The 24,854-nt window shown below is 69.9% G+C and carries 11 protein-coding genes and 1 CRISPR repeat array; of the genes, 5 read left to right on the forward strand and 6 right to left on the reverse strand.

Going from position 1 to position 24,854, the window contains the following annotated elements; genetic code table 11:
- Positions 1 to 71: 71 nt before the first annotated feature.
- The gene (locus tag O7629_RS21150; protein WP_278171235.1) at positions 72 to 1,292 is read left to right on the forward strand and encodes a helix-turn-helix domain-containing protein; all 1,221 of its coding nucleotides are present in this window, start codon (positions 72 to 74) and stop codon (positions 1,290 to 1,292) included.
- A gap of 18 nt (positions 1,293 to 1,310) precedes the next feature.
- Positions 1,311 to 2,873: direct repeats of the CRISPR family, unit length 37 nt; unit sequence GTTTCGATACGCCCTTGGGCGTGACGTGGTTTCTGAC.
- Between the two features lie 600 nt (positions 2,874 to 3,473).
- On the opposite strand, the gene O7629_RS21155 is transcribed toward O7629_RS21150, so the two are convergent.
- The 3 genes from O7629_RS21155 to O7629_RS21165 form a co-directional block, all read right to left on the reverse strand.
- Positions 3,474 to 4,358 carry a ricin-type beta-trefoil lectin domain protein gene (locus tag O7629_RS21155; RefSeq protein WP_278171236.1) on the reverse strand — a complete coding sequence of 295 codons (885 nt, stop codon included), beginning with the start codon at positions 4,356 to 4,358 and terminating at the stop codon, positions 3,474 to 3,476.
- A 61-nt stretch (positions 4,359 to 4,419) separates the two neighbouring features.
- Positions 4,420 to 6,987: a right-handed parallel beta-helix repeat-containing protein gene (locus tag O7629_RS21160; RefSeq protein ID WP_278171238.1), complete on the reverse strand. Its 2,568-nt coding sequence runs from the start codon at positions 6,985 to 6,987 to the stop codon at positions 4,420 to 4,422.
- Positions 6,984 to 13,985, reverse strand: a complete 7,002-nt coding sequence (locus O7629_RS21165) for a putative T7SS-secreted protein (protein WP_278171241.1) — start codon at positions 13,983 to 13,985, stop codon at positions 6,984 to 6,986. The genes O7629_RS21160 and O7629_RS21165 overlap by 4 nt, the downstream gene beginning before the upstream one ends.
- A gap of 239 nt (positions 13,986 to 14,224) precedes the next feature.
- On the opposite strand from O7629_RS21165, the gene O7629_RS21170 reads away from it, so the two are divergent.
- On the forward strand, positions 14,225 to 15,091 hold the full coding sequence (locus tag O7629_RS21170; RefSeq protein WP_278171243.1) for a hypothetical protein: 867 nt from the start codon (positions 14,225 to 14,227) through the stop codon (positions 15,089 to 15,091).
- 27 nt (positions 15,092 to 15,118) lie between these two features.
- Complete coding sequence (locus O7629_RS21175; protein WP_278171244.1) at positions 15,119 to 15,424, forward strand: hypothetical protein; 306 nt, start codon at positions 15,119 to 15,121, stop codon at positions 15,422 to 15,424.
- Between the two features lie 50 nt (positions 15,425 to 15,474).
- Here the strand turns inward: O7629_RS21175 and O7629_RS21180 are convergent, their stop codons facing one another.
- From O7629_RS21180 to O7629_RS21190, 3 genes are read right to left on the reverse strand one after another with little or no spacing between them, the layout of a single operon-like run.
- A complete protein-coding gene (locus tag O7629_RS21180; protein ID WP_278171246.1) occupies positions 15,475 to 20,112 on the reverse strand; it encodes an FtsK/SpoIIIE domain-containing protein in 4,638 nt (1,545 codons plus the stop codon).
- A gap of 5 nt (positions 20,113 to 20,117) precedes the next feature.
- A complete protein-coding gene (locus O7629_RS21185; RefSeq protein ID WP_278171247.1) occupies positions 20,118 to 21,344 on the reverse strand; it encodes a hypothetical protein in 1,227 nt (408 codons plus the stop codon).
- On the reverse strand, positions 21,341 to 21,886 hold the full coding sequence (locus O7629_RS21190) for a sigma-70 family RNA polymerase sigma factor (RefSeq protein ID WP_278171248.1): 546 nt from the start codon (positions 21,884 to 21,886) through the stop codon (positions 21,341 to 21,343). Before O7629_RS21190 ends, O7629_RS21185 begins: the two co-directional genes overlap by 4 nt.
- A gap of 389 nt (positions 21,887 to 22,275) precedes the next feature.
- Here O7629_RS21190 and O7629_RS21195 point away from each other — a divergent pair, with 389 nt between their 5' ends.
- Both O7629_RS21195 and O7629_RS21200 read left to right on the forward strand, forming a co-directional pair.
- A complete protein-coding gene (locus tag O7629_RS21195) occupies positions 22,276 to 23,082 on the forward strand; it encodes a hypothetical protein (protein ID WP_278171249.1) in 807 nt (268 codons plus the stop codon).
- Positions 23,079 to 24,683 carry a serine/threonine protein kinase gene (locus O7629_RS21200; RefSeq protein ID WP_278171250.1) on the forward strand — a complete coding sequence of 535 codons (1,605 nt, stop codon included), beginning with the start codon at positions 23,079 to 23,081 and terminating at the stop codon, positions 24,681 to 24,683. Before O7629_RS21195 ends, O7629_RS21200 begins: the two co-directional genes overlap by 4 nt.
- Positions 24,684 to 24,854 lie beyond the last annotated feature (171 nt).

Below are 24,854 nucleotides of genomic sequence, written 5' to 3' on the forward strand. Positions count from 1 at the left end.
AACCCGCGACCGGACAACCGGAACGAGCGGGCCGAACAGCGGATCTGCAACACGGACCGACAACCCCGGCCGTGACGACAACCAAGCAAGGCCAGACGGCAACGTCGATACCGATCGGACGCCGAGTAGCCCAATGGCGCATGCGACGCAGAATGACCCAACAAGTCTTCGCCGACCGCATCGGCAAATCAAAAAGCTGGGTCGACAAAGTCGAACGCGGCATACGCAAGCTCGACAAGGTATCCGTCATCCAACACATCGCCGAAGTACTCCACATCGACCCAGCGGAACTACTCGACGAACATGAACCCTCACCAGCCAGCAGCAGCGCAATCGGTGGCCTGGACAAGCTGAAGGCAACCCTAGCGTGTCATGCCACCTTCAACTCTCCGCCAGGTATTCTGCGCCAGCCGAAACGAGGCGATGTTCAACGGCAAATCGAGCACGCCTGGCTCACGTACGGACACGGCGACTACCCGCAACTGCTCCGCATCCTCCCGAACCTCCTGAGCGGCAGTCAGCAGTCACACGCGCTGAACCCGCAGACCGGAACTGAGCCGCTGGTCCAGGCATACAGACTCGCCTCATCAGTACTGGTAAAGCTCGACCAAGCACACCTCGCATGGATCGCCGCAGACCGAGCAATCATCGCAGCCGGAAACGATCGCACCCTCGCCGCAACCGCCGCACTGAGTCTCGCCCAAGCACTACGCGCTCTGGACCAGAACAGACTAGCGTTCGCAACGGCCCTCGCCGCTGCACAACACATCGCGCAGCCACCCGAAGACGCCGAGTCAGGCGAACAGGCATCGGTGCACGGAGCCCTGCTGCTACAAGCAGCACTAGCCGCCGCCAGCAACAGCGAACCGGCCACGGTAAAGGAACTGCTACGGCAAGCCGCCAAGCTCGCCCGACAGATCAAGGACCACGAAAGCCATCAACGGCACGGATTCAGTCAGACCGCCGTCGAACTTACCCAGGTCGTGGCACAAGCAAGCCTCGGCGAGACCCGCCAGGCGCTCGCCCAACACGAGAAAATGACACGGGATCGAAAGTGGCTGCACCTGCCAGCCGAACACCGAGCCGCGTACCTGCTCGACATCACGCACGTATACATGAAGATCGGCAACGTGCAAGCAGCCGGCCGCACCCTGACAGAGGCACACCGGACCGCATCAGCCGAAGTTCAGCACGCGCCATCCAACCGCGCACTGATCGCCGAAATTGCCCGATGCGCACCACAGTTCACCGGCGTAGAACGGCTAGCAATAACCCTCGGGCTAACCCGCTAGGAGCCCCACTGCGTGGGTCCCAAAATACGCCCTTAGGCGTGACGCGGTTCCCGACGTCATCATCGGGGCGGTGCGCTGGATGCTGACCCTGATGGTTTTATACGCCCTTGGGCGTGACGTGGTTCCTGACAATGGTCCGCTCGAGCACGATCCAGATCACGTGAGCGCGTTTCTATACGCCCTTGGGCGTGACGTGGTTCCTGACGGACACCGTGTTCGCGTACACCCAGTCCGACGAGATCAGGTTTCTATACGCCCTTGGGCGTGACGTGGTTCCTGACACGTGGACGTCATCCACGTCCACTGGCTCATCCGCATCATGTTTCTATACGCCCTTGGGCGTGACGTGGTTCCTGACACGAAATGAACTCGCTCAAGAACCTCATCGACTTCTTGTTTCCATACGCCCTCGGGCGTGACGTGGTTCCTGACGTCCAGCTGTGACCGGCACGGACCCGGGTCCGCACGGGTTTCTATACGCCCTCGGGCGTGACGTGGTTCCTGACCAACAGCATGACCACGACGACCCTGCCGCGCCGCATCGTTTCTATACGCCCTTGGGCGTGACGTGGTTCCTGACGGGGCCGGCTCAGCGCCAAGGTCAAGGAGGCGTACGTCACAGTTTCCATACGCCCTTGGGCATGACGTGGTTCCTGACCAGGACGCGGGGCATCTGGAGTGGCGCCCGGACGGCGCGGTGTTTCTATACGCCCTTGGGCGTGACGTGGTTCCTGACCTGCTGATCGGGGTCGCGGCCGCCGTGCTCGTGTGGCTGCTCGGGTTTCGATACGCCCTTGGGCGTGACGTGGTTTCTGACCCAGCCAATTCCTGTAGGTCGGGTGTCCGTACGGACCGAAAGTTTCGATACGCCCTTGGGCGTGACGTGGTTTCTGACCCGGCGTCTACGCCCACCGGATCATGGCCAAGGCCTATGAGTTTCGATACGCCCTTGGGCGTGACGTGGTTTCTGACCTGACGCGAGCGCCTGCGTGGCCCACGTCAGGCTGGTTTCGATACGCCCTTGGGCGTGACGTGGTTTCTGACTGCCTGAGCTGACCTGGATCGATTACCTGCTCGCCGCCGCCCGTTTCGATACGCCCTTGGGCGTGACGTGGTTTCTGACTGGAGGCTCTGACCAGCAATGTCACGGGTGTCACGGGTGTCAGTTTCGATACGCCCTTGGGCGTGACGTGGTTTCTGACTCGATCCACGTCCACGTCTCCAAGAGGTCGGAAAGCTCCGAGTTTCGATACGCCCTTGGGCGTGACGTGGTTTCTGACCCAGGAGCACAACGCGGCCAGTTCCGGCACCAGCCAGAAGTTTCGATACGCCCTTGGGCGTGACGTGGTTTCTGACTCAGGGATAACCTGTTGGAGACCGCGCCGGCTAAGAGGTTTCGATACGCCCTTGGGCGTGACGTGGTTTCTGACGGGGGCGACCGCTGATGTCCACCGACTCGCACTTCTGGGTTTCGATACGCCCTTGGGCGTGACGTGGTTTCTGACTACCTTCACCAGGTGGCAGTGACCGTGAAGGCCACGCGGGTTTCGATACGCCCTTGGGCGTGACGTGGTTTCTGACCCTACCGGCTTTGGGTGGCCTGTGACCAGCGCAGACGCGAGGGCTCTGCACGGCGACCCTCGCAGGTCCACATTGCATGGGTGACCCACGTCACTTCTCCCGACGTTTCCGCAGGTCAAAGCCTTGCACGGCGGACGGCCAAACTTCATGATCACCTAACCAGGCCCTTTTTATGTCGGTACGCGACTCTTGACCTCCTTAGCGATGGCTCCTTCTCGGGCGCGGGCAGGTCCTGGTCGTTGGCATGACCGATCCTGCCAGGTCAACGGGTGGGGTTCCCGCCTCCGACGAGCAGAGGTCCGCTCCATCAGCCGTACGTCTGTGCCGAAGTGGTGCCGAAGTTCGACGCATTGTCAGTTCGCCGCACACGGACGCCCAGGTCACGGGGCTGGTGCCAACGGAGCGCCTACCGCCCTCCGGAGGCGGGAGCGCAGGTTCGAATCCTGCCGGGGGCACCCTTTCTGACCTGCACGACAAGGCCGCTGACCAGGGCAAGCCCAGTCAGCGGCCTTCATCGTCCGTCCGGCTGTCACCGGCCGATCGCGCGGCGAGCCGACACTTCCTCCGGCTGACGGAATCGGCCCGGTGGGCGGCAACCGCCTACCGTACGTACACCCATTGCTGGTTGCCGCCGCCCTCGCAGGGCCACAGCACTATCGGGGCCAGGTTGGCGGTGCCGTGGTTGATGACATCCACGCACTTGCCGGCGTGGCGGCTGACGATGAGCGGAGCAGTGTAGACGAACGCCTGCGCGCTGTTGCCGCTGCAATAGGCGAGCTGGACCGGGTTCAGGTTGGCGGTGCCCCCGCCAGCGGCGTCCATGCACAACCCGACCGTCCGGATGGTGCGGTCAGCGAGGATCGACCACTGCTGGGTACGGCTGTCGGCACAGTTCTCGATGACGAGCTGGACGCCGTCCGCCCCCCACCGGCCGCTCAGGCACCGCTTGGACGCGGGGTTGTAGAGCGAGCCGACGGCTGCCGGACGCGGCGCGTCGGCGGCGAGTTGGGCGGTGGGTTGGGCAGCGGGTTGGGCGGCGGGTTTCGCGGGCGCGGGTGTGTTGGCCGGCGTGGCCGACGGACGGTCGGCAGCCGGCCTCGCCGACGGGTCAACCGGAGACGGCTTCCGGCCCGCTGCCGGGGTCACCGACGGGGCCACCGGGGACGGCGTCCGGACGGCTGTCGGAGTCACCGACGGGGCCACCGGGGACGGCGCCTGGCCGGCGGACGGTGTCACCGACGGCGGCTGCGACCCCTGCGATGATCGGGCAGCAGCGGCGGGCTGCGGAGGCTGCGGCGCGTCGGTGGCCGGTCCCAGCGCGGCCAGCACCGGCGGTACGGCGCCACCCAGCACGGCGAGGCAGGCCAGCACCGCGAGGCTCGTCCACACGCGGCGGCCCGGGACCAGCCCGAGCCGCATCCGGGCCGGGCGGGCGGTGAAGACCTCCGAGAACGACCTCCCGGCCGCAGGCTCGTGGGACTGCATCGGACGACTCCTATCAATGACGAGGTACCTGTAGTGCGGGACATCGGTCGTGCGGCACCGGCTACGCCGGTACCGGGCACTGCGGCAGGTCGTCGGCGTTGAGGCCGACCAGGTCGGCGGCTGCGGGGTCAGCGAGTTCGGCGACCCGCTGCGCCTGCCGTTCGGTCATCTCCTGAAACGTCTGGCGCGCCAGCCGACCGTTGCCGAAACCCTCCCCGCGTGGCAGCTGCGCGAAGAAACGTTCCAACCCGTCCCGGGCCGCGCCGGTCAGCTGGTAACGGTGCAGTTCGGCCTGGTACTCGACAATCGACACCAGCTCGGACGCGTCGTAGTCGGCGAACCGCATGGTGCGGGTGAACCGCGAGGCCAGTCCGGGGTTCGCGGCCACGAACCGCGTCATCTCGTCCGGATAGCCGGCGGCGATCACCACCACCTCGTCCCGGTGGTCCTCCATCAGCTTGACCAGCGTGGCGATCGCCTCGGTGCCGAAATCGTTGCCGCCGAACGTCGGCACGAGCGAGTACGCCTCGTCGATGAACAGCACACCGCCGATCGCCCGCCGGAACTCGGCCGCGGTGCGTGGACCGGTGTGCCCGATGTACTCACCGACCAGGCTGCTGCGGTCGACCTCGACGAGGTGACCGCGCCGTAGCAGGCCGAGCGCCTTGAGCAGGCGCCCGTACAGCCGGGCGACCGTCGTCTTGCCGGTGCCCGGGTTGCCGGCGAAGACCAGGTGCCGGCTCAGCGGCGGGGCCGGCAGCCCGGCCTCCTGACGGAGCCGGACCGTCTGCATCAGCTTCACCATCGCGGCCACGTCGCTCTTGACCCGGTCCAGGCCGACCAGCCGGTCCAGTTCGGCGAGCACGTCGTCGAGGTGCTCGTCGGGCGGATCCGGCTCCGACGACGCCGCGGACGGCACCACCGCGCCGGCCGCTGCCGTGGCAGGCACCGTCGGCGGCGGTCCGGGCACCGGCGACGTCGGCATCGACGAGGTGGCCACGTCGTGCACGACGCAACGCTCGAAGACCGGGCGGGCACCGTCGTCGGTACCCAGATCCTCCGCGCAGTCGGTGATCCGGCAGTCGCGGAACACCGGGTCGGCCCGTGGCCCGCAGTGCACCGCCGGGAATCCGGCACCGGTCACGTCGCAGGAGTCGAACACTCCACCGGCGTCCCCGGCCACGAAGATGCCGTTCTTGGCGGGTCGGAACACGCGCAGGCCGGACACCTCCGGGCGTGCCCCGGTCCACACCACCAAGGCGGACCCGGCGCTGTCCTCGATCGTGCCGCCGTCGATCCGGGCCTGCCCACCGGAATCGACGACGATGCCGGCCGTACCGGCGAACACCACCCGGGTGTCCTGCAACCGTGCCGCACCGCCGTCGCCCACGTCGACCCCGGTCCGTCCCGGACGCTGCACCACGCAACCGTCCAGCTCGACCCCGACGGGTGAATCGACGCGAACCCCGATTTCGGTGTCGACGATCCGGCAGCCACGGGCCGACAGTCCGGCATCCCCACGCACGTAGAGGCCGGTCATGGTGATGTCGGCGACGGTGCTTTCGACGAGCTCCGCACGGGCCGAACCGATCGCGTGGACACCATGCTCGGCACTGCCCCGGACCCGGCAGTCGACCAGCCGGACCACCACATCGTCGGTCAGGTGCACCGCGCTGAACCGGCTACCGACCAGCCGGCAGTCGACCAGTTCGGCGGTGGCGGTGCCGGTTGCCATCAGGCTGTTCGCCCCGGCGTCGACGATCGAGCAGCCGACCGCAGCCAGCCGGGCACCGTCGCGGACGACCACGCCGCTGGCTGCCGGGGCGGTGAGCCGGCAGTCGGCGAGCGACACCTTGCCGGTGCCGCAGATCTGGATGGCGGCGGCGCCGGCGCCGTTCAGGTGCGATTCGACGGCCTTGACCACCGCCGCGTCCTCGACCGACAGTCCCATCCGGGCGGGGTCGCTGACCCGGCATTCGGTCAGTAACGCGCGGGAGTGTCCATGCAGGTGCAGTCCGGACCCGGTCGTCGCCGTCACGCGCAGCCGGGCCGCCCGGAGCACGGCGCTGCCGGACAGCGACACCCCGGTGCCGTCGATGTCACGTACCACGGTGTCCTCGGTCCGGGCCCGCACGGTGCCGGAGAGCGCGAGCGCCGTACCGGTGACGTTCGCGATCTGGACACGGGTGAGCACCAACGCGGTGCCGTCGGACCCGGGGCCGTGCTCGCCGTCGCCGGGACCGTGCTCGCCGTCGTCGGGTTCGGTGGTCGCGGTCGCCTCGACCCGGCCGCCCAGCACGGCACAGTCGGTCAGGACCAGGCCCGCACCGGCCGGCACGGCCACCGCGACGAGGGCCGAGTCCGCACCATGGATCTCGAACCCGACGACCGTGCAGTCCGTCACGGCCACCGTCAGTGCCGGACCGGTCGCCGCCGGACGCAGAACCACACTGCCCGGTCCCTGCGCCGCCTGCAGCGTCACGGGTGTGGACAGGCACAGATTTTCCCGGTACTCCCCGGCGGGGACGCTGACCACGTCACCCGGGGCGGCGTCCCGCAACGCCGCAGCGATGGTGCGATGTCCGCGGAACGCGTTCCGGGTCACCCGCAGGACCTGTGCGCCGTTCACGCGACCTCCTTCTTCGGGTCGTCGTCCTTCTTCGGGTCGTCGTAGTGCGGTGGTGGCAAATGGTCTATCAACATCGGGTACGTGACGAAGTTGTACAGCGACTTCTCGCCTGACCTCATCACCAACTGGTGGAGGGTGTCCCCGATGCCGAGGGGGTTGTAGAGCCGGCCACGGGCGTAACCGACCCACGCGGTGGTGAGCACCGAACCGGGCAACCCGCTAGGAACCGACGCCAGGGCCAGGACGCCGCCGTACTCCAACGCCTCCGAGAAGGTCGGGTCGACCAAGTCGCCGGCCTTGTTCTCGTACCCGAAGATGGCAGCGCTCGCCGTTCCGTAAATGAAGCTGGTGACGACGCTGGTGCCGAGTCCGTAGAAGAAGTTGAAGGTGGTGCCCCGCCAGCGCACCGGATGGTCCGGCCCGGCCCAGTCGGTCCGCCAACTGTCGTCGTGGTTCAACGGGCGGCGGCTGGGGGCGTAGCCGCTGTCAAGGTTGCTCAGCCCCAGCCGGTAGTTGTGCAGCGGACCGTGGCGCCAGTCGATGAGCGCCGCCCCCAGACCGGACTTGACACCCGCGCCGACCCCGGCGCGCAGCAGGGCCTTTGCGACGTTCTCGAAGCCGAATTCGTCACCCGTGACCAGCGCCGCGAAGGCCGAGAACCCGAGACCCACCACGAACTCGAACACGAACTCGTAGCCGAAGTCGAACGCCATCTTCTTCAACACCAGCTCGGTGTACGACCGGTACGCCGCCTCGCCGAGCAGCGCGCCGTCGGGCCCGACTGCCGAGCGGCCCCACGGCATCCGGTGGATCTCGTGCAGCGTGCCGTTCCAGCCACGCATCGCCTCGAGCATGCCGCGATACTCGAGGTCGCGACCCACGATCGTGAATCTGCCCGGGTCGATCGGGCTCGTCGGGTCCGGGCTGAGGTAGATGTTGTGGTCCTCGCGGCGCAGGGCCACCAGAATGTCGTTCTCGCGGTAGACCCGCCACTGCCCGCGCCACGCGTCGGTCTCCTTGTAGAGGCCGGTCGGCAGCGGCTGGCCATCGAAACCGGTGAACTCCAAGGGCTTGCGGCTACGGACGACGATGCCTTGGTCGAACTCGTTCCACACCCTCCGGTCGGTGATGTCGGGGTACTCCCGCACGCGTGCCACCGGAACGTCCGCCGGGATCTCACGGATCACCGTCCCGCCCGGACGACCGTCCCTGATCAGGTCCTGGAACCGGTTCGCACCGCTGACCCAGTCGTCGACCCATTCGCCGGTGGGGCTGAGCCACTGACGTATCGGAGTGCCCTCGACCGGTTGCGGGAGGACCCGGCCGTGGCGGTCGAGCTTCTCCCAGCGCCACCCGAAGCGGCCGGTCTCCGGGTCGTAGTTCCGCCAGGCCCGGACGGTGTCGCCGTCCGCCAGAGCCCGCACGTCGCGGATCACCACGCCGTCGAAGAAGTCCTGGAAGGACTCGTCGTAGGTCATCGCCGGGTTCCTGGTGAACAGGTTGTAGACCCGATCGCCGCTATGGCCTTCGCTGTCGACCCACTGCCACGAGCGGTTGCGCAACTCCGCCACCGGCCGGAACCCGTCCCAGATCGAGCTGTCGTCCAGCGGCTTGGCAGCCACCCATCCGCCACGCGGGGCCGCCGGACCGGCGGCGGCCTCGGCCGGCGACCCGGCCGGGGTGGGGTTGGCGGGTGGTTCGTTCAGCTGCGGCCAGGTGTCGGCGCGACCGCCGACCAGGCCGTGCTTGCCGCGTCTGACCCAGTCCTGGCCCGCCAACTGCTCGGCGATCCCATCGGGCTGCGGCGGGTTGCGGAACTCCGTCACCGCCCCGTCCGAGTGGCCGATCCGCGCCACCCGGAGGGTCTGCCCGTCCAGGAAACGGTCCTCCCAGGCGTGGCCCGCCCCGTCGAGGTCGACCCGCAGACCGGACCGCTCGCCACCGACGCCGCGCTCCGACCAGCGGTACGTCACCGTACCGGGCTCCGGTCGCAGGTCGACGGCGCCGGGGGCCACCAGGTCGTCGCCGACGGTCAGCGTGTTGCCGTTGTCCAGCTTGACGAAGGCCCGTTGGAACGAGCCGTCCGCGGCGATGTCGATGTAGCCGCCGTTGTACGTGGTGAACCTGGTGCCGCTGCCCAGCGGCGTGCCGTCGACGGCGGTGGCGGTCCAGCGAGAGACGCGGAATCCGCTGTCTGCGGCAAGGTGCGGCCAGCGTTGCTGAAGCGAGTCCGGCACCACCCCGCTGAGGTGGCGGAGCCAGCCGGGTGGGCGTTGCTCCATCCAGCGTTCGACGGTCAGATGGCCACCGGTCGCCAGTTCGGTCTGGCTGCCGGTCACCGCCTTGCGCGGACTGATCCGCTGCCACAGTTCCGAACGGTCCCACTGTCCCGACGGGGCCTGGACCAGGCCGTACTCGAGATACTGATGCTGCCGATCCGGCCAGGTGAACTTCTTCCACTTCTCGTGCACGAGCGCCCGGTCCGGCGAGCCGGCGGCCCCGAGGTGGTCGGTCCACCCACCGAACAGCTTCTGGGTACGCGGCCCGCTGGCCACGTACGCGTTGGTCGCGTCGTCGAACCGGTGCCAGGTCCAGCCGCTGGCCGGGTCGTTCAGGGCGAGCACGTGGCCCTTGTGCAGTCCGGCCTGGAACTCGTGCACCTTCACCCCCGACGCCTCGTCCCACCAGTAGTTGCCGGTGACGTCGAAGTAGCGCGTGCCGCTGGCCACCTGCGCCCCGGTGTGGTCGGTGACCTGCCACACCGGCCATTTGTAGAACGCGACGAACGCCGGTGGGGTGAACGCGTTCAGCAGCCGCCCGTCGGGCAGTTCGATCGTTTCGAGGACCTTGAGGGCGGTGGCGTCCTGCCTGATGAACGTCGTCACGCCGCCCTCCAGACGCCGTTCGAACCCGGTCACGTCGTCCAGTCCGGCGGTCTTGAGCTCCCAGCCGCCGGTTCCGGTCCGGACCAGGAACTGGCCGTCCAACGAATGACCCTCGTGTCGCAGTGGGACACCGACCGAGGTGAGTCGATGATCGGCGTCGAGAAGGTGGAACGCCCCGCCATCGTGGGTGATCCGCAGTCCCGCGCCGTCCACGTCCACGCGGTATCCGTTCATGAGCAGCCGGTTGACATCCTCGACATGCCAGCCCGGCCCGTCCATGTGCTGCACCAGAACGTGGTCCCGGAGCGGGTTGCCGGCCCAGCGGACCCCGTCCTCCCCGAGCCGCAGCGGACGGCCAATCGCAACGAGGTCACGGTCGCCGTTGAACCGGTGGAAAATCCCGGCGTCGTCGGTGACCTGCAGGACGTTCTTTTCCGCATGGACGGTGTAGCCGACATTCAGCTCGTCGACGGTTGACCCCAGGTGCCAGGTCCTGGCGGATCGGTCCACCACCGCGTACATGCCGTCCAACGGATGGTCCCCGCGCAGCAGCAGACCGATGCGGCTGACATGAAGTTGATCGTCGAGCCGGTGCACGATGTCCCTGCCGTCGATCCGCCAGCCGCCCCCCTCCAGCCGTTCGACCCCGTACGTGTCCAGCTTGGACCGGGATGCATCCGTCAGGTACGGCGTACCGTCACCGGACGGCGAGACCAGATAGTGGTCCCGCAACGGGTGGCTCGTGCCCGCGACCTTCGTACCGGTGGCGGTGACGCTGAGGTCGTCGCCGACGACGTGGAACCCACTCCCGTCGACTTTTACGATCGTCATCGGCATGTCCCCGTCGGCGGGGACGAGGTGGTGTTCATCGTCCACCGTCCACGAGTCCGCCGACCGACGCTCGACCTGCCATGCCGCACTGTCGAGGTCCTGGACCAGGACGTGTTCCTGCGGGCCGCCGAGCGGCACGGACCGACCCTTGGCAACAGGAGTCCAGTCAGCCGCGAAACGGGCGAAACGGCCTTCCACGAGCACGATGTGCTTGCCTTCCGACAGGCCGTGGTATCCGGAGAGTGGTGTTTCGTCGGCGTTGACAACCTGCCAGGGCCCACCGTTCTTACGGAGCGCCTGCCCCGACGGGAGCAGCCAGGTCGGAAGGTCACGGCCCTCGGCGGTCACCACACCGTCCGGGCCGAACCGGAACCAGCCGGCTTCCGGCGACTCGACGATGAATTCGGATCCGGCTCGTTTCACCTCCTGTTGAATGCCGTTGCGTTCCAGCCACATGCTGTCCTCGGCGTGACCGCGCATGAAGAACCATCCGTGGCCGGCGACCCCGTCCCCACCGGAGATCCCGACCCCGGACGCCACAGGCTCGTACCGATCGCCGTTGCGCCCGAGGCGGTATCGCCACACGTTCGTGTCGCCGACGATCGACGCCGTTCCACCAAACTCGCCGAGATTGAACGTGTAACTGGTCGGGGCGCCAACCAGATCCAGCACCTGGTACCCGGCCGGCTGACCCCCGGCGTCGCGTATCGGCTGCACCTGGAGGCCGATCGTCTCGTCGCGGAGCACACTGTTGCGGACCGGCGTGCCGCGTGGGGCCCCCACGCTCGGCTGCCCGTCGCCGCCCCCAATCATGGGGTTGTGCCAGGCACGTTCCCGGTCGATCCGGTCGGTGGCCGCGTGGGCGGCTTCGATGTCCACGTCCAGCTCACTCAATTTGTCTTCGAGCGCACGCATCTTCGCCGGCTGGCCGGTCAACCGGGCGGTTTCGTACTCCTGCCATAGCTCGAACCGCTGCGCCGTGATCGGGTCGTTGGCGGCACCGAAGATTCCCCGGTACAGCAGGTGCGACTGGCCGTTTTCCAGGTATCCGGCGAAAGGCCGTGGATGCTGATGCACCTGGGCGTGGACCGGCTCGGAGCGGACCGGGACCGTGGTCGGACGCGCTGCCGTCCCGGCCGTTTCCGGGACCGTTGCGGGGCGGACCGTGATGCCAGGCGTTACCGGCGTCGGCGTAGCACGCACCGCAACCCCGGCCGACTCCGCCGTCGGCGTAGCACGCACCGCAAGCCCAGACGTCTCGGAACGGACCACCGTACCGGCCTTTTCCGGCGTCATCGCACCGGTCGGCACCGATGGTGCCTCGGCCCGGCCCCTAGCGACCAGGTCCAGCGCTGCCGCCTCGAGCCGCGCCATCGATCCACCGGGCAGAGTGGTCGCGCCGGACCCGGCGACGTCGACGGGGGTGGCACGGCCGAACCCGGTCGCACCCGATGGAACCGGCACGGCCACCCCCATGTCCGCAGCCGTCACCGTCGGCCGGGCCGTGGTTCCCACGGCGTGCTGGGCCTGCAGTCCCAGCATGCGCTGGTCGTGGGTGCTGGCCGCCACCGTGGGCAGGTCGGGGGTGAGCGCGCCGGGCTTGTGCGTGACCACCGAGCCGCTGCCGGGCAGCTCGACCGGGTGCATCGCCGCCCGTCCGGTCTGGGGCAGATGATGTCCGATGGCGGGCGCCACGTCGGGGCCGGACGCTGCGGTGACGACGACTTTGTGGGCCGACGGCGACTCGACCACGGAGGTCACGGTGTGTAGCAGTCCAGTGGAGAGGTCACCGGACGGCGCCGCCGACGGAGTGAGCAGGCCGCCGGGCGTGGTCGAGAAGCCCTTCGGCGTCACGTCGCCGAGCCATGCGCCGGTCTTCACCTGCGCCAGTTCGCTGCGGGTCAGGTCGACGAGAGCGTCCACCTGGTGGCTGACGTGCAAGCTGAGGAAGTGACTGTCGGTAATGGACATTCCACCGGCCGGCGGGTGAGGTCCGGGCCCGTGCGGCGTCATCCAGCTGGGGGGCAGGGCATCGAACATCCTGGGGTGCAGCGGCCAGTCCGGGACCGCCAGGTGGACGAGCCGGCTGGCGGGCAGGTCGACAAGCGCGTCGACGGTACGGCTGGCCCCGCCGACCATTGCGCTCCCACCACGCAGGGGCATCGACATGCCGAACAGGTACCTGCTGAAGATGCCCCGCTCGATGAGCGCGACCTTCATGGCCGGACCCACGCCGAGCAGGGTGATCTCGGTCGCCTCGGCCGGGGTGATGATGCGCAACCATTTGTGCCCGCCCAGTTCCCCGCGCAGGGAGAAGCTCTTGATCCCCTGCCAGACGGATGCGATGCCCCGACCCAGCATCGGAACCCCGTAGTAGACGGCTTTGAACGGCAGGGCGACGACCGTCAGACCGAACTTGCCGAGCCCGACGATCCCGGTGCCGACCCAGTTCGCCGTGCCGATGGCGGTGCCGTACCGACTGGTGTTCAGGCGCAGGCCGTTGCCGAGGTGGGTGGGCAGGTTGGCGAGTTTCGAACCGCCCTTGACCACTTGGGTGCCGCCTATTTTGATCCCTTTGCCGACGGCGCCACCGGCCTTGAGCAGCAGATAGCCGAGCGGTGCCGTGGTCGTGGACCCCACCATGTTCAGGGTGGCGAAGAGCATCTCCAGACCGCTCGCCTTGCCCTGCGCGAAGGCGATGCCGGTCTTGACGAAGATGGCGGCGTTGGCGGCGATCGCGGCCAACGCGATCGGGCCGCCGAACACCAGCCCGGCGACGAACAGGGCCAGGGCGACCTTGCCGAAGTCCTGCCAGAACTCCTCACAGGCACCGATCGGCGAGGAGATGCTCTGCGACGCAGCCTTGATCTTGGCAGCGGCCGACCGAGCCGCCTCCTGCTTCGCCTCACCGGCCGCCTGCGCCGTGGCGGCGTGCTCGTGCCGGGCCGGGTCGTCATCCTCCAGCGCCGCAGCGTCCCTCAGCGCCCGGTCCGCCCGATCCTGCTGGATACGCAGCTCACCGGCGAAGCTGTCCAACGCCCCGGCGGCCGCGTAAAAGGCGCTGCAGAGCGTCTGCACGTATCGACGGAGATTCGAGTCGATCAGGTCCCGGAGCGCGTCGGCGGCCTTACCGGCGAAGGCCTCCGGGCCGGTGGTGCGCAGAATGGCGACGAACCCCTCGTCGACCCTGAGCGCGAGCCTGCCGAGCTGGCGCAGCGAGTCCGCCAGTTCCTCCAGGCGACCGGGGTCGCCGGGGGTCGGGTCGGACTTCAGGCCGAGCACGTGCCAATCCGTCGGGCGCCCCACTGTCGCGGCTCCAATCCTCTGGCAGGTGGGTCGTCGCCGACCCGGCGCGCACCGGCGCTGGGCCGCCTACCCGGACACGTTTGAAGGCCGCGACGGGTTCGGATCCCGGCGGTCGGCATGGAACGGATCACACGGCCGGCCCCGGCGACACGAACCGGAGGACGGGCTCAGACGTGTTCTCACCGAGTGACCGGTCCAACGTACGGAGGTGGTGGATGGCCGAGCTGGCAATGAGCTACAGCAGCCTGTACCAGGCGAAGGACGACCTGTACCGGCTCGCCGAACAGGTCGGCCCGGAGATCAAGAAGACTCTGTTCGCGCAGATTGGCAACAATCCGACCGTGGTGCCCCAGGGACGTTTCGCCGGCATCCCGGCCGGCGGCGAGCAGGTGTTGGACCTGGTCGGCGACCACGATCTAGCGCGGGCGATCAGGGTCCTGTACCGGCAGGTCAAAGGCACGATGGACGACGCCGAGCCGCGTCTGGAACAGCTTGGTGACCTGTTCGGCGCGGTGGCCGACGCGTTCTTCGAGGCGGACTCGCAGCTGGCAGCGGCCGCCTCGACCGCGGCGGTGAAGGGCCACCAGAGCGTCTGGCAGGCCCAGCAGGAGCAGTACGACCAGTACCTGCAGGCCTGCGGCCCCGACGTCCCGGACCCGCCCGAGAACTGCGACCAGACGGTCCCGAAACCGCCCGAGAAGCCACCAACGATGTGGAGCCTGAAGACCGACGACGACGCGGGTGAGCTCACCACCGAGGTCACCCTGGACGACGACGGCGAGGTCTTGGTGGAAAAGACGGTCGCCCGCTACGACGGCCATGAATGGAGCGTAGTCACCACGTACGAGGACGACCACCGCTCGTACACCACGATCACGACAGCGGTCGACGGCAGCACGACGAAATCGGTGGCGAAGATCGAAGAGGACGGCTCCGGAACCATGACGAACACCGACGCGGACGGGTACCTCACCAGTTACGTCCGCGGGGACGCGGACGAGGAGTGGAAGTTGGTCGGCAAGTCGGCCGAGGAGCAGGCCAAGGAGGAGGCCAGCGAGCTGAACAACGGGCAATATTTCTGACCATCACGACCGGACAAGGGAACCGACATGCCTGACATCTCACTGATCTCCGAAAAGGTCGAGACCACCGTCACCAGCTTCATCAACGCCAACCACGACATCCTGGCCCGGATCAGTGTCCTGAAGAACGAACTGAACGGGATGTTCGACGAAGGACTGGTGCTCAAGCAGAGCACGCCGGCGCTGCGGGAGTCGTACGACCAGTTCAACACCAATCTCACGGCCGCGATCCAGGGCCTTGAGTCGTTCGCGAAGCAGTTCAAGGGCATCAAGGACGGTCTGCTGGAGTTCGACACGAAGATCACCGAGCAGATCAAGAGCAGCGGCAGGTAACGATCCGGGGCCGGGGCCGGGCGGGTGGGTACCCGCCCGGCCCCGGCCGTTCAGTCCCCGCGCAGCGCAGTCAGCGGCACCTGGACCGCCACCGCCGTACCGTGCGCCCCGGCGGTCCAGGCCCGACCGACCGGTGACACACCCCGCAGCAGGTTCATCGGCAACCGCAGACCGACCAGGTCGGCCTCGGCCGGCGTGCGCGGCTGGAACACCAGTCCCCGCCGGGACCGCTTCACCGCGCTGAGCCAACTGCCCATGGCCATGCTCAGGGAGTCGACCGCCCCCGCGCAGACCAGTGCCATACCGTGGTCCCGGCCGGTCGCCGCCACCTCGCGCAGCACCCGGTCCGCAGCGGTCGAGGCGAGCAGGTCCGCGTCGTCGACGAGCACCACCCGCGGGCCGGTGAGACTGTCCAGTGCCGACTGCACCGACTCCGCCGACGGGTCGGCGTCGGCCAGCAGGCGCACCGCCGGGTGCCGGCCGAGCGCGTGCAACGGCGACTCACGCGGGGTGAGGACCACCAGAGCGGTCCCGCCTGCCAGCAACGACACGGCCAGTGACGCGAGTGCGTTGCTGCGTCCCGACCCGGTCGGCCCGGCGATCACGAACGTCGACGTGGCGCCGATCAGATCGACGGTGACCGGCCCCGCGTCGTCGTTGCCGACGCCGAGCAGTGCCCGCAACGGCCTGCGGTCCTCGTCCGGCACCCGGCCCAGGACGTCGGCGAACTCGATCCGGGCCGGCAGGGCGGCGATCGGAAACGGTCGGGGGCCGACCGGGGCACCGACGCCGGACCGGGCCTCGGCGCCGATCCGCCGCAGCGCCTCCGCCTGCAGCTTGCCCGCCGGGTCGGCGGTGAGCAGCGCCACCTGGGTCTCGACCTGGTGGACCGCCTCCCAGCCCCGGCCGGGCGGCACATGGGTCGGTGCCCTGCTCGGCAGGAACCCGACCGCCTGGTACTCGGCACGGTCGGACTGGCGCAGCAGCAGTTTGTGGTCGTTGAACGCGGCCAGCCGACCGCCCAGCAGCGACCGTTCGGAGGTCATCACCAGGTGTATGCCGACCCCGGCGCCCTCCCGCAGCAGCCGGGACATGTCCTCGAGCAGCCGACCGTGGTCGTGTTCCTCCAGCAGCGGCACGAGGGCATCCCAGCCGTCGACGAGCACCAGCAGGTGCGCCGGACGCCGCGCGGCGGGGAGCAGCCCGCGCAACTCGGTCAGGCCCGCGCAGTGATGCTCGGCGCACAACTCCTGCCGTCGGCTCAGCTCCTGCCCGAGTCGGCGCAGCAGCCGCTCCACCCGTTCCATGTCGTGGCGGGACACCACGGCGCCGCAGTGCGGCAGCGCCTCCACCGCGACCAGCCCACCGCCGCCCGCGTCAAGGCCGTAGACGTGCACGTCGCTCGGGTGCACGGCCCGCGCCACCGACCCGGCGATCGTGCGAAGCACCTGGGTACGCCCGGACCGCGGCGCACCGACCACGTACAAATGACCGAACGTGGTGAAGTCGATCACGGCGACCTGTCGGCGCTGCATCGACGGCAGGTCCTGCAACGCGTACGGCACCGGCGGTGGCGCCGCCGGGACCGGCTGTTCCCGGGACACCGCCGGCAGGTCGTCGACGACCACGTGGTCGGGCAGCGGCGGCAGCCACGGGCTCGGCTGCGGCGGACAGTCCTCGAGCAGGTCGGCGGCCCGGACGATCGCGTCGACCAGCGCGTCCAGGTCGGTCGGGACGGGTTCGGGCGGGTCCGGTTCGACACCCTCGGGCACCGGGGTGGTGATCGGGCGACCGAGCCGTTGGACCGGAACCTCGGCCACCGACACCGGCCGACGATGCTTGGCGGCACCCGTCGGTCGGGCGCCGGGACGCTCCGCGCCAAGGTACGCGGCCTGAAACGGGACCGGTTGCCCGGCGCCGGTGCGCACCAGCGCCCGCCCCGGCGTGGTGGGGGAGATCAGCCCCGCCTCGCTGGTCTCGATGACGTCCTGGCTCTCCCCGCTGTTGGTGACCCGCAACGCGATCCGCAGATTGGTGTTGGCGCGGATGTCGGCGGTGACCACACCGGCCGGGCGTTGGGTGGCCAGCACCAGGTGGATGCCGAGGGACCGGCCCCGCTGCGCGATCGAGATCATGCCGGTGACGAACTCGGGCATCTCCCGGATCAGGGTCGCGAACTCGTCGATGACCAGGAGCAGCCGTGGCAACGGCGGAAGCTCGGTGCCGGTCGCCCGCCGGGCCCGGTACGCCGAATGGTCCTTGACCGCCGCCTCGGCGAGCAGATGTTCGCGCCGGCGCAGCTCCGCGGCCAGCGACTGCAGGGCCCGCTGGGCCAGGTGCGCGTCCAGGTCGGTGACCATGCCGAGGGTGTGGGGCAGCATCGCGCACTGCCGGAACGCGCTGCCTCCCTTGTAGTCGACCAGGACGAAGGCCATCTCGTCCGGCCGGTTGGTGGCGGCCAGGCCAGCCACCAGCGACTGGAGCAGCTCCGACTTACCCGATCCGGTGGTGCCGGCCACCAACCCGTGCGGCCCGTCGCGGACCAGGTCGAGAACCAGCGGCCCGTCGTAGCCGAGCCCGATCGGCACCGCCGTGCTGGCCGGGCGCCGTCGCCACCGTTGCACGACGGCGGCCGCCGTGGGTGGTTCGAGCGTGAGAAGGTCGAGCAACCGGGCCTGTTCGGGGAGGCCGCTGTCGCTGTGCGGGCTGACGTCGCGCAGCGGCGCGACGGAACGGGCGACCTGCTCACACAGTTGCACGGTGACCCGGTCGGGACGAATGTCGGCCAGGTCCGGCACCCCGCCGCGCCGCAGCACGAACCCGTCCGCGTCAGCGGCCACGACGGCGGTGCACTCCTCGGGGAGGAGGCGTTCCCGCTCGTCGAGGCAGACGCTGAACACCCGCACCTGCGGCCCGGCGGTGAGGACCTGCACCAGCCCCGGCACGTCACGCATCCGGCGGGCCCCGTCGACGATCACCAGCAGATCCGGATCGGTGAACATCGCCCGCGACATGGAGGAGCCGAGGGCCCGTTCCCGGTTCTCGATCTGCGACACCAGTTCGGCGAGCCGGTTGGCGACGCTCTCCGGGTCGGTGCCGACAGCGACCAGCGGGCCGTTGGCGCCGATCGGCGCCGCGTGCGGCAGCCAACGCACCCAGGCGAACCCGTCGGCGCGGTCCGGCTCGGTGAGCACCACCACGCGCAAATCCCGAGGGCTGTGCAGGACCGCTGCCTGCAACAGCCACCAGCGGGCCAGTTCCCGGGTCGCGGCCGCGGTGCCGGCCACCCCGATCACGCCCGACTCGGCCACGTCCACGGCGATGCCGACGTCCGGCACGTTCCAGCGCACCTCGCCGCCGTCGTCGCGGGCCGGGTCGTCGACAGCCTTCGCGGACGGCTGGTCGACGGTGCCGATCCGCAGCACCAGATGGTCCGGGTCGCGGCGGCGACGTTCCCACAACCGGCTGCCCGGGCCGGTGGCGATCAGGGCCACCGTCGCCGGGTCCGGGACGGTGTGGTTGCGTACCCGCCGTTCGTGGCGCACGGCCCGGTGGATGGCACGGTAGGTGCGGCGCAGCCGGGCGCCGTAGCGGCGCCGGCTCTTCACCGCCTCCCTCCGGTTGGTCCGGCGGCCACCGATCCAGTTGGCCACCCCCATGACCGGGCTGAGCACGACGAACATGAAGTACAGGTACGACTGAAAAAGCCACACCATGCCCAGGCCCATCACCGCCGGTGCGGCGACCAGCAGCAGTGGGAACCGCGGCGGCGGCTGTGGGCCGGGTGGGGTCGGCAGCCGCACCCGGTCGGTGTCCAGGTGCGGAGCGATCCGCGGCGGGCGGTTGTAGTCGAGGCCGAATCCGTCGGCCGAAGGCACCACGGCGGCGTCCGGCTCGACCGGCGCGGTGAGGCGCAGCAGCACGGACCCCACGACCAGGTCCTCCCCGCAGGGCCAGGCGGTGGCGCCCGACGGCACGTCGGCCACGTCGACGTCGGCGGTCGTCGACGCCACCGGCAGGTGGGCCTCGTCGGGATCGTCGGGGTCGTCCTCGCCGGGGTCGGGTTCGCCGATGGGACGCCCGGTGAGCGGACTCGCCTGGGCGGGCGCGACGACGGATGCCGCCCGGACCTGTTCGTCGATGTCGGCGGTGAGGTGCCAGTACGCGCCGCCGTGGACCGTGACGGTGACCCAGAGGCCGCCGGCCGGGCCGTCCGGGTCGGGGATCCGCACCGCGCACCGCTCGTCGTGGCCGATCTCGTGGCTGCCGGCGGCGAGCTGCCAGGTGCTGCCGGCGCCGGGGCCGCTGACCAGGTGCACCTCGGCCAGCACCGGTTCGTCGGGGTGGGGCACGGCGCGCCGGACCTGGTCGACCGGTTCGACCGGGCCACCGACGCCGATCAGGGCACCGGCCCAGATTCCGCTGTCACCCACCGTGGTGGCCGGGTCCAGTCGGCGTCCGCCGAGGAACAGCGGCCGACCGACCGGACCCCCGACGGACCGGCCACCACCGGTCGGGGCACGGTCCGGAGCGCCGGGGCGGCCGGCGGCGTCGGGTGTGTCGGCGGCCGGTGGGTCGGCGGTGGGTCGGTCGAACGCGGCGGCCAGTTCGCCGACGGTCATGGTCTGCGCGGCGTCCACCACCCGTTCCCGACGGTCGCCGTCGACCGCGTCGACTGTGGTGATCATCAGTCTCACCGGTCGGTCGCCCCTCTTCCGGTCGACACGGAGTACGCCGCGTTTGCCCGCCGGGCGGCGGCCTCCTGCGGAGTGGCGGCCAGCAGATCGGTGGGGACCGTCCCGGCTGCGGCGGAAACACCCAGGCCGGCGAGGTGCATGGTGTCGGCACCGGCCAGGGTTTCCGACCCGGAGCCGGAACCGGGGTCGTGGAGCGCGGAGCGGCCGAGAGCCGTGTCGCGCCATTCCCCGACCGGTTCGAGCGGACCCGCCGGCGGGGTGTACGGCGGAACGTGGGGCAGCACCCGGGCCAGCGCCGCGGGCAGTGCGGTGACGGCGACGGACAGTGGTGTGCCGTGGACGGTCAACCATCCCGCCCCGTCGACGGTGAGCATCCGTACCCGGCCACGCCCCGGGCCCCGTACCAGCAGCCGCGCATTCGAGTCGGGCGGTGGGTCGACGGACGGGTCCGTCGCGCAGACCGCCCACCGGGGCCCCGGCTCTCGCCGGGTGAGCACCGCGCTCGCCAGCTCTGCGGTGGCGCCCCGGTACCGCGGGTGGACCCCCTCGGTGACCAGCACCGATCCGGCAGGCAGGCGCCGGTCGAGCTGCGCGGCGAGGGCCTGGAGCAGCACCGTCGCCGTCCGGGGATCGCCGTCCACCGACACCCGCGCGGGCCCCTGTGCGAGGTCGAGCAGGGCGATCCTTCGATCGGCGAGGCCGAGACCGACAAGCAGGACCGTCGGGGCGCCGGGTGGCTCCTGGGCGAGCGTGGCCGCGTCCGGTCGGGACAGCCACCACAGTCGCGGGTCCTCCTCGTCGGCCGTCCACGGCACGGGCGGAGCCGGAACGTCCCGGCCGAGCACCAGCACCCCGACCCGGTCCTCCTCGATCAGCGCCCCGTACGGCTGAGCAGGTGGGTGTCCACCCGGGCCGGGCCGCCCGGCGGTGGTCCGGTAGGCGTGTCGAATCGCCCGTTCGGCGTCCTGCCACACGTCCGGGCGGCGCAGCACCGCCCCGAGCAGCCGCCGCTGGCTGCGGTACCGCAGCCAGCGGCGGACCGGGGTGACGTAGGCGGCCACGGTCAGTGCCGTCTCGCTGCGCAGCCGCCGAACCACCGCCGCCCACCCGCCGAAGCGCGACGCCAGCCGGTGCGCGAGGACGACCGCCAGGATCAGCAGCGCCGCCAGGCCGAGGACCCGGGTGAACAGGGCGGTGTCCCCGAACAGGCCCGGGGTCCTCACGCGGCCATCCCACCGTCGAGCTGGGCGCGCAGGCAGCGAACGGCGGTGAAGGTCCGGGACTTGACGGTGCCCGGCGGAATGCCCAGGTGACGAGCTGCCTCGTCACCTCCCCTGCCGAGCAGGTAGAGCTGGGCGATCACCTCCTGCTGCGGTCGGGAGATGCGCCGCAGCGCGTCGACGAGGACATGACGGTCCACCACACCGTCGGCGACGTCGCGGACCCGGGGGGCGGTGACGAACGCCTCGGCGGCGATGCCGACCGGCGCGGCGCGGTCTCGGCGCCGACTGTCCACAGCGAGGTTGTGCGCGATCCGTAGCAGCCACGGCAGGATCGGGCGGGTCCGCCACTCGATGCGGTCGGCGTAGATGAACGCCCGCAGCAGTGCCTCCTGCGCGATGTCCTCGGCCAGATGCAGGTCCGGGGCGAGCATCTTGGTCAGGTAACGCAGCAACGGCTGTCGTTGCGCAATCAGATGTTCACCCAGTGTCTCGTCGGGTGCCGGTTCTTGCGTCGGTGACCCTTCGGCGTTGGAAGTCACCATGTCCGCCGCTCGTCGGTGGTGCCCTTTTTGGACGATAGAACGGTTCATGCCCACCACCCTCATCCCCTGGTCACTTCCCTGGCCGCCGGACCGGGTGAACGCGACCGCGCGGCACCCGCAAGACGGCAACGACCTTCCAGGACGGCAACGGCCTTCGAGGGATGGGACCGCTGCCGCCAGCCCCGCACATCGCAACCCGGGGCAGACCTGCCCAGCAAGCACCGTCGTGGGCAGGCCTGCCCACGACGCAGTGGCGGACATCTCACCATCTTCGATCATGACGAGCTGCACAGGTGTTTGTCGTCTCTGCCAGAATCCACGTACACCACAGATAGAGGACCCACCGGCGGGGCTCGGAGAAGGGCGAGGGCTCGGAGAAGGGCGGTACCATGCCACCCTGGCGGGAACAGGAAATCACCACCCCGCTGCTGACGGTTACCTACGTGGCGGCACCCGACGATCCCAGGCAGAACGAAGTGTTCGAGTTCTTCGTCGACGGTCAACGCCGCACATTCGGTCGGGACCGCTCGTGTGACATCGTCATCTGGTCGGCGATGAACACCCAGAAACTGACCCGGGTCGCCGGAGAGATCTGGCGGTCCGAGGGTGAGCTGTGGCTGCGCAACCTCTCCACGTCCCACGAGCTTTTCGTCACCGAACCCGGCCAGCCCGCCGAGGAACCGTTGCGTCGCCGCCCGGACCGGCATGCCCGCGGGTACGCCTGTTCGATTCCGGCACCGGTCGCCACCGTCACCGCCCCCGACGGGTGCCGGCTCGACGTCCATCAGTTGCACCAACCCTCGCCCGCGGTGCTGCAACCGGTGGACGAGGATCCGACGGTGTCGGTGGTGCCGGACGTGCCACCCCAGTTCCGGCGGCTGGCGGCCGCACTGTGCGAGCCGTTGCTGTCGGGCAGCGTGCTGCCCGCCGCGTACCGGGAGGTGATGGCCAGGATCGGTCAGCCCAGTCTCAAGATCGTGCGCAACGACGTCGCCCATCTGTGCTCGGTGTACACGAAGGCCGACCCGCGGCTGGCCCGCCGGGTCAACGAACGACGCAACGCCAACGCCCACCAGGCCCGACGCCTCACCGGCCTGACCCTGCCCGACTACTACGAGGTGGCTCTGCTGCTGGTCCGGTACCAGCGGATAACCCGGGACGATGTTCACCTGTTGGCGATCTCGGAGGGTGGATGAACAGCCGGGCCGGGGAGCCGGACCATGCAGCGACGGACCCGCACCCGCCGCTGACGGATCCGGTGGCACCGCAGCCGGTGACGAGCCACGAACGACCCGACCCGCCGCCCGGATACCGCTTGGACCGGCTCCTCGGCAGTGGCGGCCAGGCGCAGGTGTGGGCGGCGCGCAGCGAGCCGCTGGACCTGCCGGTCGCGCTGAAGTTCTGGCCGCCGGATCTGCACGAGCACGATCGGGGCCGGATCCGACGTGAGATCGACGTGCTGCGCCGGCTCGCCGGACACAACAACATCGTACGTCTTCTCGACGCGGAGACCCGTCCGGACGCGGCACCGTGGCTGGCTACCGAGCTGTGCGACACGTCGCTCGCGGCGGCGCTGCGGTCCGGTTCGATCCCGGTCGACGACGCGTTCACGGTCGCCGACGACATCCTGACCGGTTTGGCCGCGGTCCATCAGATCGGCCACCTGCACCGCGACGTCAAGCCCGCCAACGTGCTGCTGCACCACGGCCGGGCCAAGCTGTGCGACCTGGGGCTGGTCGGGCAGATCGACCACTACACCCGGATGCACTTCTCCGGCACCGCCTACTTCCTCGCCCCGGAACTGCGCACCTGCCAGCCGACGGTGGCCAGCGATCTGTACGCGGCCGGTCGCACCCTGGAGGCCCTGTTCGAGGTCGCCTACGGTGCGTCGTCGGTACCGCCGGCCCTGGAACGGCTGCTCACCCGGGCGACATCGGCCCGCCCGCACGACCGTCCCGCCGACGCGGAGGCCTTCCGGCAGGCGGTGGCGTCGTCCCGGTTCGCCGACGGCACCGGTCCCACCACGACCCGGCCGGACGGCGCTGGGACCGGGCGGCGGCCCGGCCGGTACCTCGTGACGATCGCGGCGGTCACCGTCCTGGCACTCGGGGTTGCCGGATGGGCGGTGACCGAGGACCGGCGGTCGGCATCAGCGGTGCCGGCGGTGCCCACGACACCGACCGTGCCGCCGACACCAACGGCACCGGGCGCGCCCTCACCGGGCGCGACACCGACCGTGCCGCCGACACCAACGGCACCCAGCGCTCCCCCGACGTCCGCGACACCGACCGTGCCGCCGACACCAACGGCACCGGGCGCGCCCCCACCGTCCGCGGCACCGGGCCGGCTCACGGCATCGTCGACGACGACCAGTTCCACAGCGCCCAGCCCCGCCGTAGTGGTCGCCCCGTCGAGTGCGCCGCAGCAGATCCAGAGCCTGTTCGCCAGCCGCTGCGTCGACGTGCGCGGACCCGATACGCGGGACGGCACCCCGTTGCAGCTGTGGGACTGCATCAACGCACCGGAGGAGCGCTGGGTCTGGGACGGCGCGCGGCTGCGGGGGTTCGGCGACAAGTGCATCAGCCTGCCCGACGACACGGCCCGCGACGGCACTCCCGTCCAGCTGTCCACCTGCACCGACGAGCCCCGGCAGCAGTGGCGCCTGGAACCGTCCGGGGAGCTGCGCGGGCTGCACGACAAGTGCCTCGACGTGCGTGGCCCGGAAGCCGGAAACGGCACCCCGTTGCAGATCTGGACCTGTGTCGACGTTCCGCAGCAGCAGTGGCGCCTGTTCTGATCCGCAGCGCCGGACCGGCCGGGGCGCCGACCAGCATGGCCCACCGGTCACCACACCCTGAGACGCAGCTATCCGGCTCCCCATAGAACCCGGGGCTTGGCACCAGACGCCGCAATTTTCGCCATCTGCCGATCCCGCCACCCCACCAGAGGTATTTCTGTCCATCGATCT

The sequence above is a fragment of the Solwaraspora sp. WMMD792 genome, from assembly GCF_029626105.1.
Taxonomy (GTDB): domain Bacteria; phylum Actinomycetota; class Actinomycetes; order Mycobacteriales; family Micromonosporaceae; genus Micromonospora_E.